This window comes from Streptomyces mesophilus, assembly GCF_011044995.1.
GTDB lineage: Bacteria > Actinomycetota > Actinomycetes > Streptomycetales > Streptomycetaceae > Streptomyces > Streptomyces mesophilus.
Genome location: NZ_JAAKZW010000095.1, coordinates 13034 through 29097, shown reverse-complemented (window position 1 = coordinate 29097; position 16064 = coordinate 13034). Strand labels below are relative to the sequence as shown.

Here is a 16064-nt window from a genome sequence, read left to right as displayed (position 1 = left end):
GGGCTTCCGGCAGATCCGGCGCGGGCGCGGGATGCGTAGCGTCGAAGGCATGCGCCCTGCTTCTGCCCTCGTCCAGGTGCCCACGGCTGCCCACGTGCCCCCCGCTGCCCCGGTGCCTACGCCCCCCGGCACCACGACCGACGAAACCCCGACCCTCGTGCTCGCCGTGCACGGCAGTGCCGTGCCCGAGGCTGGGGCGACGATCCAGCAGCTGTGCGATGTCGTCGAGGCGCTGGGCGGGATACGCCCCGTCGTGGGGCACATGGATCACCAGGAGCCCTCCCTGGCCGTAGCGCTCGATGAGCTCGCCGAGGCGGGCGTCCGGCGGGCTGTGGTCGTGCCGCTGCTGCTCGGGGACGGGTTCCACCGGACCGTCGACATCCCGGAGGTCGTCGCGGCGCCGCGCATGCTCGACACGGTGGTCACCGAAGGGCTGCGGGCCCAACTGGAGGACGACGGGGGCGGGTTCTTCTCCGGAGTCCTGCCGCTGCGGTCCGTCCCCGACTACCGCCTGACCGTCTCGTACGAGGACAACGACTTCGAGACCCCCGACCCGTACGGCTTCCTGCCCGCGATCGGCGAGCTCGATCTGCATCTGATCGGCGAGGGCCGCCACGAGGAGCTGTGGACGGTGCTCGGCGCCGAGCCGATGACCCACCAGGACGTGGCCGGCACCCGCTTCACCGTTTGGGCGCCCAACGCCCAGGGGGTGCGGGTCGTCGGGAACTTCAACTACTGGGACGGCACCGGCTTCCCGCTCAGGTCGCTCGGCTCGTCGGGGATCTGGGAGCTGTTCGTGCCGGGGATCGGCGAGGGCGAGCTCTACAAGTTCCAGATCACCCGGGCCGACGGCTCGATGACCTTCCGTGCCGACCCGATGGCCCGGCGCACGGAGGTGCCCCCGGCCAACTCCTCGGTCATCCACCGCTCGCACCACGCGTGGGACGACGAGGAGTGGATCACGCGGCGGACCGAGCGGGCCGCGCACGAGAGCCCGTTCTCCGTCTACGAGGTGCACCTGGCGTCGTGGCGCCCCGGGCTCACGTACCGCCAGCTCGCCGAGCAACTCCCGGCCTATGTCAAGGACTTGGGCTTCACCCATGTCGAGCTGATGCCGGTCGCCGAGCACCCGTTCGGCGGCTCCTGGGGCTACCAGGTCACCGGCTTCTACGCGCCGACCGCCCGCCTCGGCACACCGGACGACTTCAAGTACCTGGTCGACGCGCTGCACCAGGCCGGGATCGGCGTCCTGATGGACTGGGTGCCGGCGCACTTCCCGCGCGACGACTGGGCGCTCGCGGAGTTCGACGGCCGACCGCTGTACGAGCACGAGGACCCGCTCCGTGCCGCGCACCCCGACTGGGGCACCCTGGAGTTCGACTACGGCCGCAACGAGGTCCGCAACTTCCTTGTGGCCAACGCCCTTTACTGGTGCGAGGAGTTCCACATCGACGGCCTGCGCGTGGACGCGGTCGCCTCGATGCTCTACCTCGACTACTCCCGCGAACACGGCCAGTGGACGCCGAACGTGCACGGCGGCCGCGAGAACCTGGACGCGGTGGCGTTCCTGCAGGAGATGAACGCGACCCTCTACCGCCGCGTACCGGGCGTCGTCACGATCGCCGAGGAGTCCACGGCCTGGGACGGCGTGACCCGCGCGACCCACCACGAGGGCCCCGGCGGCTTCGGCGGCCTCGGCTTCGGCCTCAAATGGAACATGGGCTGGATGCACGACTCGCTCGGCTACGTGCAGCACGAGCCGGTCCACCGCAAGCACCACCACAACGAGATGACCTTCTCGATGGTGTACGCGTACAGCGAGAACTATGTGCTGCCGATCTCGCACGACGAGGTCGTGCACGGCAAGCGTTCGCTCGTCTCGAAGATGCCCGGCGACTGGTGGCAGCAGCGCGCCACCCACCGCGCGTATCTCGGCTTCATGTGGGCGCACCCGGGCAAGCAACTCCTTTTCATGGGCCAGGAGTTCGCCCAGGGCGCCGAGTGGTCGGAGGCGCACGGGCCCGACTGGTGGCTGCTCGATCCCGGGTACGGGGCCGAGCCGGACCACCGCGGCATACGGGATCTGGTCCGCGACCTCAACACCGTGTACGGCGCGACGCCGGCCCTGTGGCAGCGCGACACCGATCCCGGGGGCTTCGCCTGGGTGGTGGGCGATGCGGCCGAGGACAACGTGTTCGCGTTCCTGCGCTACGACGCCGACGGCTCACCGCTGCTGGCCGTGTCCAACTTCTCGCCGGTCGTCCGGCACGACTACCGGCTCGGCGTGCCCGACGAAGTGCCCGCCTGGCAGGAGGTGTTGAACACCGACGCGGCCGCTTACGGCGGCGGCGGTGTGGTCACCCCCGGATCGCTGAAGCCCGACCCGGTGGGCGCGCACGGCCGCCCGGCGAGCCTGCGGCTCGTCCTGCCGCCGCTGTCGACGGTGTGGCTGCGGCCGGCGTGAGGGCGGGCCGCGCGAGCCGGAACGGAGACGTATTCAACTGCCGTACACGTAGCAGGAGTTGAGGAATTCACTGCGTGCGATGCGTGGTCACTCCACACAGGTCTTCGTAGAGTTGACTCATGACGGGGGCTCAGGGTGCCGATGATCCGCGGACCGCGCTGGAGCAGGCGGTCCGCAGGCAGGTCCTCGACGAGGGGCCGCCGGTCCTGCTCACCGAGGAACGCAAGGCACCGGACGCGATGCGCAGGTGGGGGCGCGACCATGTGGTCCGCGCCTGCGTCATCCGCGAGGCGATGCTCGAACGGGCCGCCCTGCGGGACAGCTCGCAGGGCGTGCTGCTGCGCGGCCTGGTGGTCGTGGGGCACCTCGACCTCAACTGCCTGACGACACAGGCCAATGTCCGCATCCTCGACTGCCACCTGCGCGACGGTCTGACGCTGAGCAACGCCCGGCTCTCCTCCCTCGACCTCAGCGGCTGTCTGATCGAGGACGGGGACGATTCCTGCCTCGGCGCCGACAACCTGACGCTGCAGTTCGACCTCCGCCTCGAGGGGACCCATGTCATGGGTCATGCCGCGGTGGCCACCGTGTCCCTGCACGGCGCGCAGATCTCCGGCTGTGTGTTCGCCGCCGGTCTGCACGTCGGCAGCAAGAACGGTCCCGGCATCGACGCCACGAACCTCGTGGTGAAGGGGGATGTGTATCTGGACTCGGCCACGATCAGCGCCCGCCACCGGGACGGGGCCGCCCTGACCCTGCGCGGTGCGGAGATCGGAGGCCGGCTGCACCTGTCCCGCGGCACCGTCGACAATCCGCGCGGCCCGGCGGTCGACTGCGACCGCACCCGGGTCAACACCGGGCTTCTGATGCGCGAGTTGAGTGCCTCCGGCTCCACGAGCCCGACCGGGACCCTCTCCTTCACGGACGCCACCCTGGGCGGCAAGGCCGACCTGGTGCGGGCACGCATCCGCAATCACAGCGGCCCGTCCCTGACCGCCAGCCGGCTGCGGGTCGACGGGGACCTCGACCTCAGCCACGCGCAGATGACCTCGGGCGGGGAGCGGTCGGCCCTGAACCTGTTCAGCACCAAGATCACGGGAACGCTGTCCCTGTCCCACGCCCGGCTGAGGAACCGCAGCGGCTGCGTACTGAACGGCCAGCGGCTCGTCGTGGACGGGGACGCGCATCTGAACAGCGCGACCTTCAGCACGCGCAGCATCACCCATGCCGCCGTCAACCTGTTCAGCGCCAAGATCGGCGGATACGCGTCCCTGTCCTCCGCCAGGATCAAGAACGAGCTCGGTACCGCCCTGTTCGCCGTGCAGCTGAAGGTGGGCGGCGATCTGCGCCTGAACGAGGAGTTCACCGCACGGGGCGGCGGCACGGACGGCGCGATCCGGCTGCACGCGTCGACGATCGAGGGCGCACTCGATCTGTCGACCGCCCATCTGCGGTCCGGTTTCGGCCCCGCCCTGTCCGCACGCTCGATGGAGGTCATGGCCGACTTCCGGGCGGACAACATCCACATCACGGCCCAGGATCTGTCGAGCGACTCCTCCGGCCACCACCCCCACCCCAAAGTCGATCTGCGCGGCAGCCGTATCCGCGGCCGGCTCGAGGTCTCGCCCGAGACGGTCCGCGCGAACCGCAGCCCGGGCCGCAAGCTCGTCGCCCTGGACGACCTGGAGTACGGCGTCCTCGACGCACGGATCGACGTCAAGCAATGGATCGTGCTCCTGGCGGACGAGACCCCGGCCTACCGCTCCCAGCCCTACCAGCATCTGGCGAGCCGCTACCGCGAACAGGGCGACGAGTTCGAGGCCCGTCAGGTGCTCATCGCCCAGCACCGCGACCAGTTGAAGCGGACGCGGGACCAGAGTGTGCTGCTGCGCTTCTGGCAGCAGTTGGCCGGCATCACCATCGGCTTCGGGCACCAGCCCTGGCGGGCCGTGTTCGGACTCGTCGGGATCTTCATGGCGATGAGCGTGCTCGCGCTCTGGGGCGGTGGACTCGACGGCGAGGGCTGCCGCTCCGTGGAGCGCATCGGCCGTGCCGTCGAGTCCAGTCTGCCGCTGATCCGGATGCAGCAGCTGGAGGGCTGCAGCCCCGGCTCAGGTGCGGCGGGGCTGTTCTTCGTCCTGGCGTCGTGGGTCGCTCAGGTGGGCGCCTGGATGTTCGCCACGCTGTTCATCGTGGGTCTCACCAACGCCGTACGCAGACGCCCTTCCTGACCCCTCCGCCCGCCCGGGGCTGCCACGGCTCAGAACCCGTCCTCGCTCAGCTCCGTGATCCCCGCGTACAGCCAGCTCCACAGCTCGCCGCTCGGGGTGCCCGGCTCGAACAGACCCGGGGCCAGCTCCTCCATCTCCGCCAAGTACACCTGGGCCAGATCCTCCTGGTCGCCCTCGTCGGGATACGGGTGCCAACAGGCGTTGCGGTAACGGTGGATCGCCTCCAGGCAGCGGGTGAAGACGTCCAGGCCGGGGGCGACCCGGATGAGGAAGGGGTGTCCCGTGCCGCCCGGGTTGGTCGTCCTGGTCCATATGTGGACGGAGCCTTCGCGGCGGTGCAGATATACCTTGCCGTAGTCGGTGCCGGCGAAGGTCAGCAGGTCCGCGGCCGTGACGCCCTCCGGCAGCCCGTCCTCGGACACGTCGCCCTCGGAGGGCGGCAGCCAGGCGTCGAGCGGGTTCAGCTCGAACTGCCCGCCGTGGCAAGCCCAGTACGCGGGCATCCCGATGTCCCGCAGAAAGGCCCGGGTCCCGGCGTGCTCGACACCGGCCGGCAGCTCCTCCTCGGGGATCCTCCGCACCCACTTCTCGCCGAAGGACTCGACGAGGCGGGCGGTGGTGAGCGGACCTGTGGGCCGCACCGGGCTCGGCGCCGGGCCGGGCGATCCCTCCTCGGCCGACGACCAGTCGTTCTCGCCGCGCGGCCAGTCCGCGAGCACCTTCGGATCCGTCTCGATCAGCGCGATACCGTGCACGCTCTCCACCAGGTGCCGCGTCCGGCCGTCGACGACCCTGACGGTCGACGCGTTCTCCCAGCACTCGGGGGCGACGAGGTCCAAGTCGATCAGGTCCGGAACGCCTTCCGCGGGATTCTCCCAGGGCGTGGACGTCAGCGCGTCGGCGTCCGGTGCGGGCACCTGGCGGCCCGTCGCCTCGTCCAGCCAGAGCCGGGAACTGCCGAAGGACGTACGGACTTCGAGCAGGATCCCGTCCCCGTACCCATGACGCTCCGCGACCCCGTCGTACCCGGTCTGGCTCGGCTGCGCCACGAACCCGTTCACCGGCCGCCACCAGGCCCAGACCGTCCGCCACGGCATCCCCGGCTCGGCGGCGGCGATCCGCTCGGCGTACGCGTGCTCGCCGAGCATCTTCGCGGCGAAGTGCAGCCAGGAGGCGAACTCGGCGCGCGGCACGTCCGCGCCACCGAATACCGCCTCGGCCTGGAGGAACACCTCACGCCCCGCCCCGTCGGCCCCCTCCTCCAGGTGCGCGCGCACGGCCGCGCGCCCGGTGTCGAGCAACTGCCGTGGATCTTCCAGAAGTTCGTCCAGCTGTTCGGTCATACCCGCATGCTGCCACCCGGCTCTGACACCGCATCCGGCTCCACCCTCCGCCCATGCCGGGCATCCGTCTAGGACATCGCCCGCAGCCCGTCCGGCAGTCCGGCGCTGTGCAGGACGCCCAGTGTCTGCGTGGCCCGGGTGAGCGCCACGTACAGATCCGAGGCATGCAACGCTCCCGGCTCGACCACGAGGACGGAGTCGAACTCCAGGCCCTTCGACTGCCGCGCGTCGAGCAGCACCACGCGGTGCGTCAGGTCCGGTTCACCGCCGGGCGTCACCTCCGGCAGATGCGCGGCCAGCTCCGCGTGGAGCTCGCGCGGGGCGATGACCGCGAGGCGACCCTCGTCGGGCAGGAACTCGGACACCAACTCGCCCGTACGGGAGGCAAGTTCCGACGCCGATACGGGCACGAACCGCGGCGCCACCCCCGTCGAGCGCACCGAACGCGGCGGTTCGAGGCCCGGGTGGATGCTGCGGAGCACGGCCGCGGCGAGGTCCATCACCTCGGACGGAGTGCGGTAGTTGACGCGCAGCCGTACATGCTCGAAGCGGTCGCCCACGTACGGCGCGAGGATCGAGGACCACGAGCCGAGCGCCGCGGCGTCCCCGGTCTGGGCCGGATCGCCCACCAGGGTCATCGACTTGGTGGGCGAGCGGCGCATCAGCAGCCGCCATGCCATCGCCGACAGCTCCTGCGCCTCGTCCACGATGATGTGTCCGAAGGCCCAGGTCCGGTCCGCCGCGGCCCGCTCGGCGGCGCTGCGCAGGTCTTCCTCCTCCTGGCGCTCTGCCATCCGCTCGGCGTCGATGATGTCGTGCGCGGAGAGCACCTCGGCGGCGTCTGCCTTGTCGTCGTACAGCTCCTCCTTGTCCTCGAACTCATAGGTACGCGAGGCGAACGAGAGGTCGAGGACGCCCTGCGCGTATTCGATACGGCGCTGGCGTTCGGCCTCCTGGCGGGCGCGCTCGGCCGAGTCGTCGACACCGAGCAGTTCCGCGGCCTCGTCGAGCAGCGGAATGTCGGCGGAGGTCCACGGGCTGGTGGCTCCGGTGGACCGCCGGATCGACTCGGCGTCCGCGTCCGGGAGATAGCCGACCGGATCGGCGAGGAACTCCCGCACCAGCCGCTGCGGGGTGAGCTCCGGCCAGAGGTCCGCGATCGCACCGTGCACCGCGGCGCTGGTCGCGACGTCCTTGCCGAGCTGCGCGATGTCATCCGGGCCGAGCAGGTTCGGGCCGCCGAAGGGGTCCGCGCCGATGCGCTCGACGAGCTGCTCGGTCAGCGCGTCGATGATCCGGAACGCGAAGTACGGTCGGGCGAGATTGTGCGGCAGCCGCATCTCGCGCGCGGCCGTCCGCGCCTCCTCGGCCATCGCGCGGTCGACGAGCAACATGCCGTGGTCCTCGTGGTCGACCTCCAGGACCGTGTCGGGCACGGACTGGTGATCGCTCACGTACGAGGCGAGCACCTCCGCCATCGCCGCTCGGCCCTTCACCTCGGCCGCATCCTGGGTGTCCTCGCCGGTCGCCTTCACTCCGGGAAAGAGCTCACCGACCGTCGCGAGCAGCACCCCGGTCTCACCGAGCGAGGGCAGCACCTCGCCGATGTAGCCGAGGAAGGCAGGGTTGGGTCCGACGATCAACACGGCCCGCTTGGCGAGCAGTTCACGCTGCGCGTAGAGCAGATACGCGGCGCGGTGCAGCGCGACCGCCGTCTTGCCGGTGCCGGGCCCGCCCTCCACGACCAGGACGCCCTGGTGCGGTGCGCGGATGATCCGGTCCTGCTCGGCCTGGATCGTCTGCACGATGTCGCCCATACGCCCCGTACGCGCGGAGTTGAGGGCGGCGAGCAGCACGGCGTCGCCGTTGGGGTCCTCGAAGCCGGTGCGCTCCTCGTCGCTCAGGTCGAGGATCTCGTCGTGCAGCGCGACGACCTCATGCCCCTGCATGGTGATGTGCCGGCGGCGGCGCAGACCCATCGGCACATGGCTGGTCGCGAGATAGAAAGGCCGTGCGACATCGGCACGCCAGTCGATCAGAATCGGGGTGCGCTCTTGGTCGTCGGCGCGGATTCCGATACGGCCGATGTGAAAGTTGTCGCGCTCCTCGACGAGATTGTCGGGGTGATTGAGATCAATGCGCCCGAAGACCAGACCGTTCTCCACACCGTTCAGCTCGGCGACAAGCCGGCCCTTCTCGATGACCGCGACATCGCGCTCGAGCCGCGCCTGCCGTCCGGTCCCGACCTGCGCAAGCGCCGACTCGGCGGACTGCTCGGCCGCCGCCTGGAGCTGCCCGAGGCGCGCATACACCCGGGCGACGAATTCCTGCTCGCTTCGCAGCTCTTCGGATGTTGACAATTCGACTCCTCGCGCGATATGGTGTGTTCGTTGGACCTCTTCGAGAGGTCCTTTTCTGTATGCACAGAAACACTCAATATACGCGCGGAAATACCCCGGCTGCAAACAGTCCGGGGCTTTTTGTTTCCGCTCACGCTCTCCGGCTCAGCCCCGCACGTGCAGCCCGAATCCCGTGCGGCCCGCGGGCTCCAGGCCCTCCTTCAGTTGCAGGGACGGCAGCTCGTAGTCACCGAAGTTCTGCCGGCGGAACGGGATCGGCTCGGTGGACTCCAGCGTGAGCAGCCGCTCCTTCCATGCCTTGGCGACGTCCCCGAACTCGTCGTCGGTCATCCGGTCGGTGCCGTACAGGACGAAGGGCGGCAGCGACTCGATGCCCGGGTAGTAGAGGATCCCGTGCTGGATCGGGAACAGCAGATCGTCGATGGGTCCGTTGATCCCGCGCGGGCCGTAGTGCGCTTCCGGGCCGCCGACGGTCACCGACAGCAGAGCCCGCTTGCCCGCGAGGGTGCCTTCGCCGTACCGCTCCCCGTACTTGGTCTCGCTGTGCTCGCCGACGCCGTACGCGAAGCGGTAGGTGAACACCCGGTCCACCCAGCCCTTGAGGATGGCCGGCATCGAGTACCACCACAGCGGGAACTGGAAGATGACCGTGTCCGCCCACAGCAGCTTCTCCTGCTCGGCGCGGACGTCCGCGGCGAGCGTGCCGTGCTCGAAGGCACGGCCCGAGTCGGCGGCCACCTTCAGGCGGCTCGTCGCGTCGAGGCCGTAGTCCTCGGCGTCCACGGCGGCCTTCCAGTTCATCGCGTACAGGTCGCTCACCCGCACCTCGTGACCGGCGGCCTCGAGGGTGGACACCGCGAGGTCCTTGAGCGAGCTGTTGAGCGACCGGGGCTCGGGGTGGGCGTGGACGATCAGCGTCTTCATGGGAACTCCCTGGCTTCGAACGCATCGTGTGCTGCGCATCGGATCCTGCGGACCGGATGATGCGGACCGGATCCTCCGGACCGGATGCGTTCGATCCTGGACGCTGCGGCGCCCGCTGTTCAGGGACGCCCTTTCCGTAGGACGGGACTTCCTGGTACTGGCAGGGCCACCTTCAAGGGCGGGCGCGAGCCCATACTTGAAGCCATGGACGATCACACGGGACTCGGAGCGGCGGAGGATCTGGCGGGCTTTCTGCGGACGCGGCGCTCCCGGGTCGACCCGGCCGCCGTCGGCATCCCCACGGACAGCCGCCGGCGGGTCGCCGGGCTGCGCCGCGAAGAGGTCGCGCACCTGTCCGGAGTGAGCGTCGACTACTACGTACGCCTGGAGCAGGGCCGCGCCACGCAGCCCTCCGAGCAGGTGCTCGACGCGCTCGCCCGCGTGCTCGGCCTGGACGAGACCGAGCGCGAGCACCTCTACCGGCTTGCGCGGCAGCGCCGCCGCCGTGCGAAGGCGCCGGCCGGGCGGATCCGTCCCGAGCTGCTGCGCGTGCTCGACCTGGTGACCGGGGCACCCGCGCTGATCATGGACCACCGCCTGGACGTACGCGCCGGGAACCGTCTCGCCGAGCTGCTCCACGGGCGGCCTGCAGAGGGCCTGAACACCGCGCGGCACATCTTCCTGGAGGAGGCCGAGCGCGGTCTGTACGCGGACTGGGAGCAGTGCACCCTCGACGTGGTCGGGCATCTGCGCCTGTCCGCCGGGCAGTATCCGGACGACCCCCGGCTCGCCTCGCTGATCGGCGAGTTGGCGATGGGCAGCGAGCGGTTCCGCCGGCTCTGGGCGCGGGCGGATGTGCGCGCCCGCACCCATGGCCGCAAGGCCTACCGGCATCCGCTGGTCGGGCTGCTCGAACTGCACCAGGAGAACTTCGCGCTGCCCGACGCCCCGGGCATGGAGCTCATCGTGCTCTCGGCGCCTGCCGGCAGCCCCACCGAGGACGGGCTGCGGCTGCTCGCGGGTCTGAGCGCGGACGGCGGCGAGGTGCGGCGAGCGCGGCCGGCCGCCAACGACCGCCGGACCGCCGGAAGTTGAGCGGCCCGGGGCGCCCCGGGCCGCGCCCCTCAGCGGTCAGACCACGTCCGCCAGCTCGGCGAGCAGCTTGCGCTTGGGGCGGGCGCCGACCACCTGCCACACCGGCTCACCGCCCTTGAACACCATCAGCGTGGGCATCGACAGAACGCCGTACGCCGTCGTCGTACCGGGGTTGGCGTCCACGTCCAGCTGCACCACCTTCAGACGCTCGCCCTCCTCGCGGGCGATCTCACTGAGCACGGGTGCCAGCTGACGGCAGGGCCCGCACCACGTCGCCGTGTACTCGACGAGCACGGGCAGCTCGGCCTTCAGCACCTCCTGCTCGAAATCCGCGTCGGTCACCTCGGGCACGCCTTCGGCCTTCACCACGGTCCTCACCACCCCTTGTTCCCTGTAGATGTCGTCTCGTTCTGCGCGGATGCCGTCGCATCGGACGGCTCTGCCAGCTCGCACAGCGGATCCGGACCGCCGGGCGTCTCCGCCTCGGCCGCGAGCCGGGCCCGCGCCAGCTCGGCGCGCTCCAGCTGGCCGCGCACCTTCTTCCGTACGGACTCGAGCTCGCCGATCAGCGCGTCGAGTTCATCGAGCTTGCGCCGGTAGACCTCGAGCGAGGCGGGGCAGGAGTCGCCCTCCGGATGCCCGGCCCGCAGACACTCCACGAACGGCCGGGTCTCCTCGAGACCGAACCCGAAGTCCTGCAGCACCTTGATCTGCTCGACCAGCCGCAGATCGCTGTCGTCGTACGCCCGGTACCCGTTACTGCCCCGCCGCGCGGGCAGCAGCCCCCGTGACTCGTAGTACCTGAGCGTGCGCGTGGTGGTCCCGGCCCGCTCGGCCAGCTCGCCGATTCGCATGGATACGACGGTAATCCTTGACCCCGACGTCAAGGAAAGCGTCCACCGCGGATGCGGCCGCGGGTTTCATGACCGGCCCGCGGGTTTCATGACCGGCCCGCGGATTTCATGATCGGATCGCCAACAAAGCCTGGCCAAGGGCTGGTTGACCTGTCACAGTGATCTCCGGCCCCACCCCCCAGCTCCCCTCAGTGGAGGCCTTCCGCATGTCAAGCACCATCAAGCGCCGCATCGCCGCGGCCGGCACCCTTCTCGTCGCGCTCGGGGCACTCGGCGCGGGCACGGCCAGTGCGCAGGGCACAAGCCCTGCGGCCCTCACCTGTCCGTCCGGCTATCTCTGCGTACAGATCCCGGGCCAGGTCCTGCCGACGAACATCGCGCCCGGGCTGCCGTACAGCTTCAGCAAGCCGGTCGATCTCGTGACGTACACGAACAACTCCGACGCGACCTTCTGTGTCGACGCCGACCGCAACTTCGCGATCGTGCCCGGCGCATCGGGCGACGGGTCCGTCCACACGGGAGCCGTGCGCATCACCACGGTTCCCGCAGCCGACGCCTGCCCGCTCCTTCCCTGATCCCGGCTCGGAGGCCCACATGATGCGACACAAGACCGGACTGCGGATCGCAGCCGCCCTGTCCACCGCCGCCGCGCTCGGCGCCCTCACCGGCACACCGGCCGGTGCGGCGACCGAGTCCACCAAGGCAGTGCCCTGCCAGCAGGGCTATGTCTGCTACGTCGAGTACGGCGAGTTCGTCAGCGAACGGATCGCCCAGGGCGAGTCCCGTACGTTCGACCCGGCCATCACCATCACGGACATCAGCAACTGGACGACGATGGGGTACTGCATCAGCGGCAACCCCAACACCGGCCTCGCGCCCGGCAGATCCCTGACGGTCACCCAGACCATCACGGCGATCCGCGCGGTCCCGGCGGGTGGGGCGTGCGCCACCTGATGAGGTGAGCCCCGGCCGCCGGTCGGGCCGTGCACGGCCCGACCGGCGGCGTACCGTGACCGGATGGACTCAGCTCACGACCAGGAACTCGTCGAAGCCGCCACCGAGCTGGCGGAGCGCGCGTGCAGGGGCGACAACCACACGGTCGCGTCGGCCGCACGCACGGCCGACGGCCGGATCGTCTCGGGCGTGAACGTGTACCACTTCACCGGCGGCCCCTGCGCCGAGCTGGTCACGATCGGGGCGGCCGCGACGGCCGGTGCGTACGAGCTGACCACGATCGTCGCGGTCGGCGACGGCGGGCGCGGGGTCATCGCCCCGTGCGGCCGCTGCCGGCAGGTGCTGCTGGACTACTTCCCGCGGATCCGGGTGATCGTGCCGACCGGGCCGGGGTCCGTGGAAGCCGTTCCCGTACGGGAGTTGCTGGCCCACGCGTACGTGTGGCGCGACCACCAGGAGTGACGGGCCGCAGGGGCGGACGCTGCGGGGTCAGACGCCCGCGCGTTCCCGTACCGACTCCGCCGCCTCCACCCGCTCCGCCTTCGCGCGGCGCGGCAGCAGCACCGCCACGAGCAGCGTGCCGACGCCGAGGATCACCGCGCCGACCAGGCTGGTGTGCGCCACCGCGTCCGAGAAAGCCGAGCCGACGGCGTCCGCCATCTGCCCCGCCCCGTGGGCGAGTTGATCGGCCTGGGCCTTGAGCTGAGCGGCCTGCTCGGGCGTCGCGGCCTGGGCCGCCTTGCCCGCGAGGGCCCGTGCCTGTTCGCCGATGCCCTGCGCGACGCCGTAGCCCGCGCCGACCGAGTCCTGGGCGGTGGCCAGTGCGTCACCGGGGAGTTTCGTGCCGGCCGTCGCGTCGGCGAGGTGGGAGGAGTAGGTGCCCGCGAGCACCGAGCCCAGGATCGCGATGCCGAGCGAGCCGCCGAGTTCGAGCGAGGTGTCGTTGACCGCGCCGCCGACTCCCAGCTCCGCCTCCGGGAACGAGCCCATGATCGCGTCCGTGCAGGGCGAGAGCGCGAGCCCGATGGAGAGGCCGAGCAGGATCAGCGGCAGCACGAACGTGCCGTACGAGGAGGCCGCGTCCACCTGTGTGAGCAGCGCGAGCGCCGCCGTGCCGCCGACCATGCCGGCGGTCACGGTGACCCGCATCCCGAGGCGCGGGGTGAGATAGCCGGTGAGCGCCGAGCCGACGAAGACGGCTCCGGCGAGCGGCAGCATGCGGATACCGGTGTCGAGCGCCCCGTATCCGAGGACGAACTGCAGATGCTGGGTGAGGAAGTAGAAGGCGCCGAAGACGGCGAGGAAGAAGAGCGCGACGGCCAGGTTGGAGCCGGCGAAGCCGCGGTGCGCGAAGCGGCGGACGTCCAACACCGGCTTGGGGTGGCGCAGTTCCCGGACGATGAAGAGGACGAGGCCGACGGCGGCGACGATCGCCGCGGTGATCGCGTTGACGCCCCAGCCGAAGTGCGGGCCCTCGATGATCATGTAGACGAGCGCACCGATCCAGATCACGGACAGGACGCCGCCGACGTAGTCGATGCGGTCGTGGTGGTCGGCTTTCGACGGCGGTACGAGGACGAGGGCGCCGATGATCGCGAGTGCGGCGATGGGCACGTTGATCAGGAAGGTGGAGGCCCAGCCGTGGTGCTCGAGGAGCAGCCCGGCGACCAGCGGTCCGGCCGCGATCGCGATGCCCGCGGTGGCCGTCCACATCACGATGGCCTTGGCCCGCTCGCGCTTGGGGAAGGTCGCCGCGAGCAGCGAGAGCGTCGCGGGCATGATCATCGCAGCGCCGACGCCCATCACGGCGCGGGCCGCGATCACCCCGGTCGAGCTGTCCACGAGCGAGCCCGCGACCGCGCCGCCGCCGAACACGACAAGGCCGAGGATCAGGGCGCCGCGGCGGCTGTACTTGTCGCCGATCGCGCCGAGCAGCAGCATCAGGGCGGCGTACGGGACGGTGTAGCCGTCGATGACCCACTGCAGATCGGCGCTGCTCAGATGCAGGGATGTGGTCATGTCCGGGGCCGCGACGGTCAGGGCCGTGTTCGCCATGACGATGATCAGCAGGCTCAGACAGAGCACGCCGAGGGCCCACCAGCGGCGGGCGTACGGCCCGTCCATTTTCTCCACGGGCTCCTTCATGACCAGACGCATGACGTGGGCCGCCTTTCCATTCCACCAATTTGCACACCGCTGTGCAACTACACAACCCTGTGCAATTTACGCCACTGCACAGGACTGTGCAAAATGGGTGGATGACCCAGGACCGCGTCAGTCGCGCCGACAGCAACCGCCGCCGCATCCTCGATGTCGCGCGCACCGAGCTGCTGCGCGATCCGGATGCCTCCATGGACCAGATCGCGCGCGCCGCGGGCGTCGTACGGCGCACGGTGTACGGGCACTTCCCGAGCCGCGAGGCGCTGATCGTCGCCATCGCGGACGGGGCGATCGAGGCCATCGGCGAAGCCCTGGCCGCCGAGCCCGCGGACGGCGGCGACGACCCGGCCGGCACGCTGGCCCGGCGCACCCTCGCGGTCTGGCAGGTCGCCGACCGCTACCGCCTGCTCGTGTCGCTGGCCCAGCGCAGTGGCGCGATGGAGGACATCCGGGACCGGCTCGCACCGCACCGCGACCAGCTCACGGAGCTGCTCCAACTGGGCCTGGACCAAGGGGTGTTCAGCTCGCCGCTGCCCGCCGCCGCACTCGCCCTCGTACAGGAGCAGGTGCTCTTCGGCCTGATGCAGGCGGTCAACGACGGGCATCTGGACGCGCGGAAGGCGGGTCCCGCCGCCGCGGTCACCAGTCTGACCGCGGCGGGAGTACCCGCCTCCGGGGCGACCGCGCTGGTCGCCGGGCTCTCTTCCTGAGCCGGACTCTCGCCCTGGCCGGACCTTCCTGAACCCCGCCGCTCAGGAGGACGCCACCCGCAGCACGAGCGCCGCCACGGCGAGGACCGCGAGCACCGCCGCGGGCGCGAACGTGTAGTCCTTGACGCGCAGATGGGCGACGACCGCCCCTATGAAGTAGAGGCCCACACCCACCACGGCCGCCGCCCCGATGAACGGGACCGCAAGGCCGACGAGCAGCCCCAGCGCGCCGGCCGCCTTCAGTGACGCGAGCCGTGGCAGCCAGGAATCGGGCACTCCCACCTTGCCCATCGAGTCCGTGATGGCGGGATTGCGGGCGAAGGTGAAGGCCGCGGACGCGGCCAGGACGAGGGCGAGCAGGACACCGACGATCACGTAGGCGAGAAACATGAGCACTCCAAGGTATTCGAGCGCCCTCAACCGTAGAGGGCTCGATATCGTTGAAGGCTATCAATGATTTAACGGCTTCCACAATGGAGCCCCTGCTACGGTACGGGTATGGGTATGGCATCCGACGACACCGATCCGGACTTCCGCCTCGCGTTTCTGCTCGCGTACCACGGCGGCATCACCGAGACGGTGATCCGTCGCTCCCTCGCGGCCACCGGCCTGACCCCCCGGCACACCCACACCCTGATGCAGCTCGCCCAAGGGCCCGTCACCCAGAAGGCCCTGGTCGAGGCGCTCGACGTCGACCCCAGCGTCCTTGTCGCCCTGCTCAACGACCTCGAAGGCGACGAGCTCGTACGCCGCCGTCGCGACCCGGCCGACCGGCGCCGGCACATCGTGGAGATCACGCCCGAGGGCGCGGCCCGGTTGAAGAAGGCGGACAGCGCGCTCGACACCGTCGAACGCGCCCTGTTCGCGGACCTGTCCGAGCGTGATCTGGACGCGCTGCGCCGCATCCTGGGCAAGGTGCGCACCTCGCCGGAGGACTTCACCTGCGGCGAGTAGCGCGCACACCACCAC

At 70.5% G+C, this 16064-nt stretch carries 15 protein-coding genes; 8 read left to right on the top strand and 7 right to left on the bottom strand.

What is annotated here, in order from left to right:
• The first annotated feature begins 112 nt into the window (after nt 1-112).
• A complete protein-coding gene (gene glgB, locus G6045_RS21855) occupies nt 113-2464 on the top strand; it encodes a 1,4-alpha-glucan branching enzyme (RefSeq protein ID WP_328707857.1) in 2352 nt (783 codons plus the stop codon).
• A 119-nt stretch (nt 2465-2583) separates the two neighbouring features.
• The gene (locus tag G6045_RS21850; RefSeq protein WP_165333734.1) at nt 2584-4695 is read left to right on the top strand and encodes a hypothetical protein; all 2112 of its coding nucleotides are present in this window, start codon (nt 2584-2586) and stop codon (nt 4693-4695) included.
• 29 nt (nt 4696-4724) lie between these two features.
• Here the strand turns inward: G6045_RS21850 and G6045_RS21845 are convergent, their stop codons facing one another.
• From G6045_RS21845 to G6045_RS21835, 3 genes are all read right to left on the bottom strand, one after another.
• Nucleotides 4725-6038, bottom strand: coding sequence for an SUKH-4 family immunity protein (locus G6045_RS21845; protein ID WP_165333733.1), 1314 nt, complete (start codon nt 6036-6038; stop codon nt 4725-4727).
• Nucleotides 6039-6106: 68 nt separating this feature from the next.
• Nucleotides 6107-8380, bottom strand: a complete 2274-nt coding sequence (locus G6045_RS21840; RefSeq protein ID WP_165333739.1) for a HelD family protein — start codon at nt 8378-8380, stop codon at nt 6107-6109.
• A 162-nt stretch (nt 8381-8542) separates the two neighbouring features.
• Nucleotides 8543-9322 (bottom strand): NAD(P)H-dependent oxidoreductase, encoded by a 780-nt coding sequence (locus tag G6045_RS21835; RefSeq protein ID WP_165333732.1) that lies wholly within the window; start codon nt 9320-9322, stop codon nt 8543-8545.
• 204 nt (nt 9323-9526) lie between these two features.
• Between G6045_RS21835 and G6045_RS21830 the strand changes: the two genes are divergently transcribed.
• Entirely contained in the window at nt 9527-10417 is an 891-nt protein-coding gene (locus tag G6045_RS21830) for a helix-turn-helix transcriptional regulator (RefSeq protein WP_165333731.1), read from the top strand.
• 36 nt (nt 10418-10453) lie between these two features.
• Here G6045_RS21830 and trxA read toward each other — a convergent pair whose 3' ends face one another.
• Complete coding sequence (trxA, locus tag G6045_RS21825) at nt 10454-10786, bottom strand: thioredoxin (protein ID WP_328707858.1); 333 nt, start codon at nt 10784-10786, stop codon at nt 10454-10456.
• A gap of 5 nt (nt 10787-10791) precedes the next feature.
• Nucleotides 10792-11271, bottom strand: coding sequence for a MerR family transcriptional regulator (locus G6045_RS21820; RefSeq protein ID WP_165333730.1), 480 nt, complete (start codon nt 11269-11271; stop codon nt 10792-10794).
• Between the two features lie 206 nt (nt 11272-11477).
• Between G6045_RS21820 and G6045_RS21815 the strand changes: the two genes are divergently transcribed.
• The 3 genes from G6045_RS21815 (at nt 11478) to G6045_RS21805 (ending at nt 12687) form a co-directional block, all read left to right on the top strand.
• The gene (locus tag G6045_RS21815) at nt 11478-11846 is read left to right on the top strand and encodes a hypothetical protein (RefSeq protein ID WP_165333729.1); all 369 of its coding nucleotides are present in this window, start codon (nt 11478-11480) and stop codon (nt 11844-11846) included.
• A 19-nt stretch (nt 11847-11865) separates the two neighbouring features.
• Nucleotides 11866-12225 carry a hypothetical protein gene (locus G6045_RS21810; RefSeq protein WP_165333728.1) on the top strand — a complete coding sequence of 120 codons (360 nt, stop codon included), beginning with the start codon at nt 11866-11868 and terminating at the stop codon, nt 12223-12225.
• Between the two features lie 63 nt (nt 12226-12288).
• Entirely contained in the window at nt 12289-12687 is a 399-nt protein-coding gene (locus G6045_RS21805; protein WP_165333727.1) for a cytidine deaminase family protein, read from the top strand.
• 27 nt (nt 12688-12714) lie between these two features.
• Here the strand turns inward: G6045_RS21805 and G6045_RS21800 are convergent, their stop codons facing one another.
• Nucleotides 12715-14382, bottom strand: a complete 1668-nt coding sequence (locus G6045_RS21800; protein ID WP_165333726.1) for an MFS transporter — start codon at nt 14380-14382, stop codon at nt 12715-12717.
• A gap of 101 nt (nt 14383-14483) precedes the next feature.
• On the opposite strand from G6045_RS21800, the gene G6045_RS21795 reads away from it, so the two are divergent.
• Nucleotides 14484-15095: a TetR/AcrR family transcriptional regulator gene (locus G6045_RS21795; protein ID WP_165333725.1), complete on the top strand. Its 612-nt coding sequence runs from the start codon at nt 14484-14486 to the stop codon at nt 15093-15095.
• A 42-nt stretch (nt 15096-15137) separates the two neighbouring features.
• Here the strand turns inward: G6045_RS21795 and G6045_RS21790 are convergent, their stop codons facing one another.
• On the bottom strand, nt 15138-15485 hold the full coding sequence (locus tag G6045_RS21790; RefSeq protein ID WP_165333724.1) for a DoxX family protein: 348 nt from the start codon (nt 15483-15485) through the stop codon (nt 15138-15140).
• Between the two features lie 108 nt (nt 15486-15593).
• Between G6045_RS21790 and G6045_RS21785 the strand changes: the two genes are divergently transcribed.
• Nucleotides 15594-16049: a MarR family winged helix-turn-helix transcriptional regulator gene (locus G6045_RS21785; protein WP_165333723.1), complete on the top strand. Its 456-nt coding sequence runs from the start codon at nt 15594-15596 to the stop codon at nt 16047-16049.
• The last annotated feature ends 15 nt before the right edge of the window (nt 16050-16064 follow it).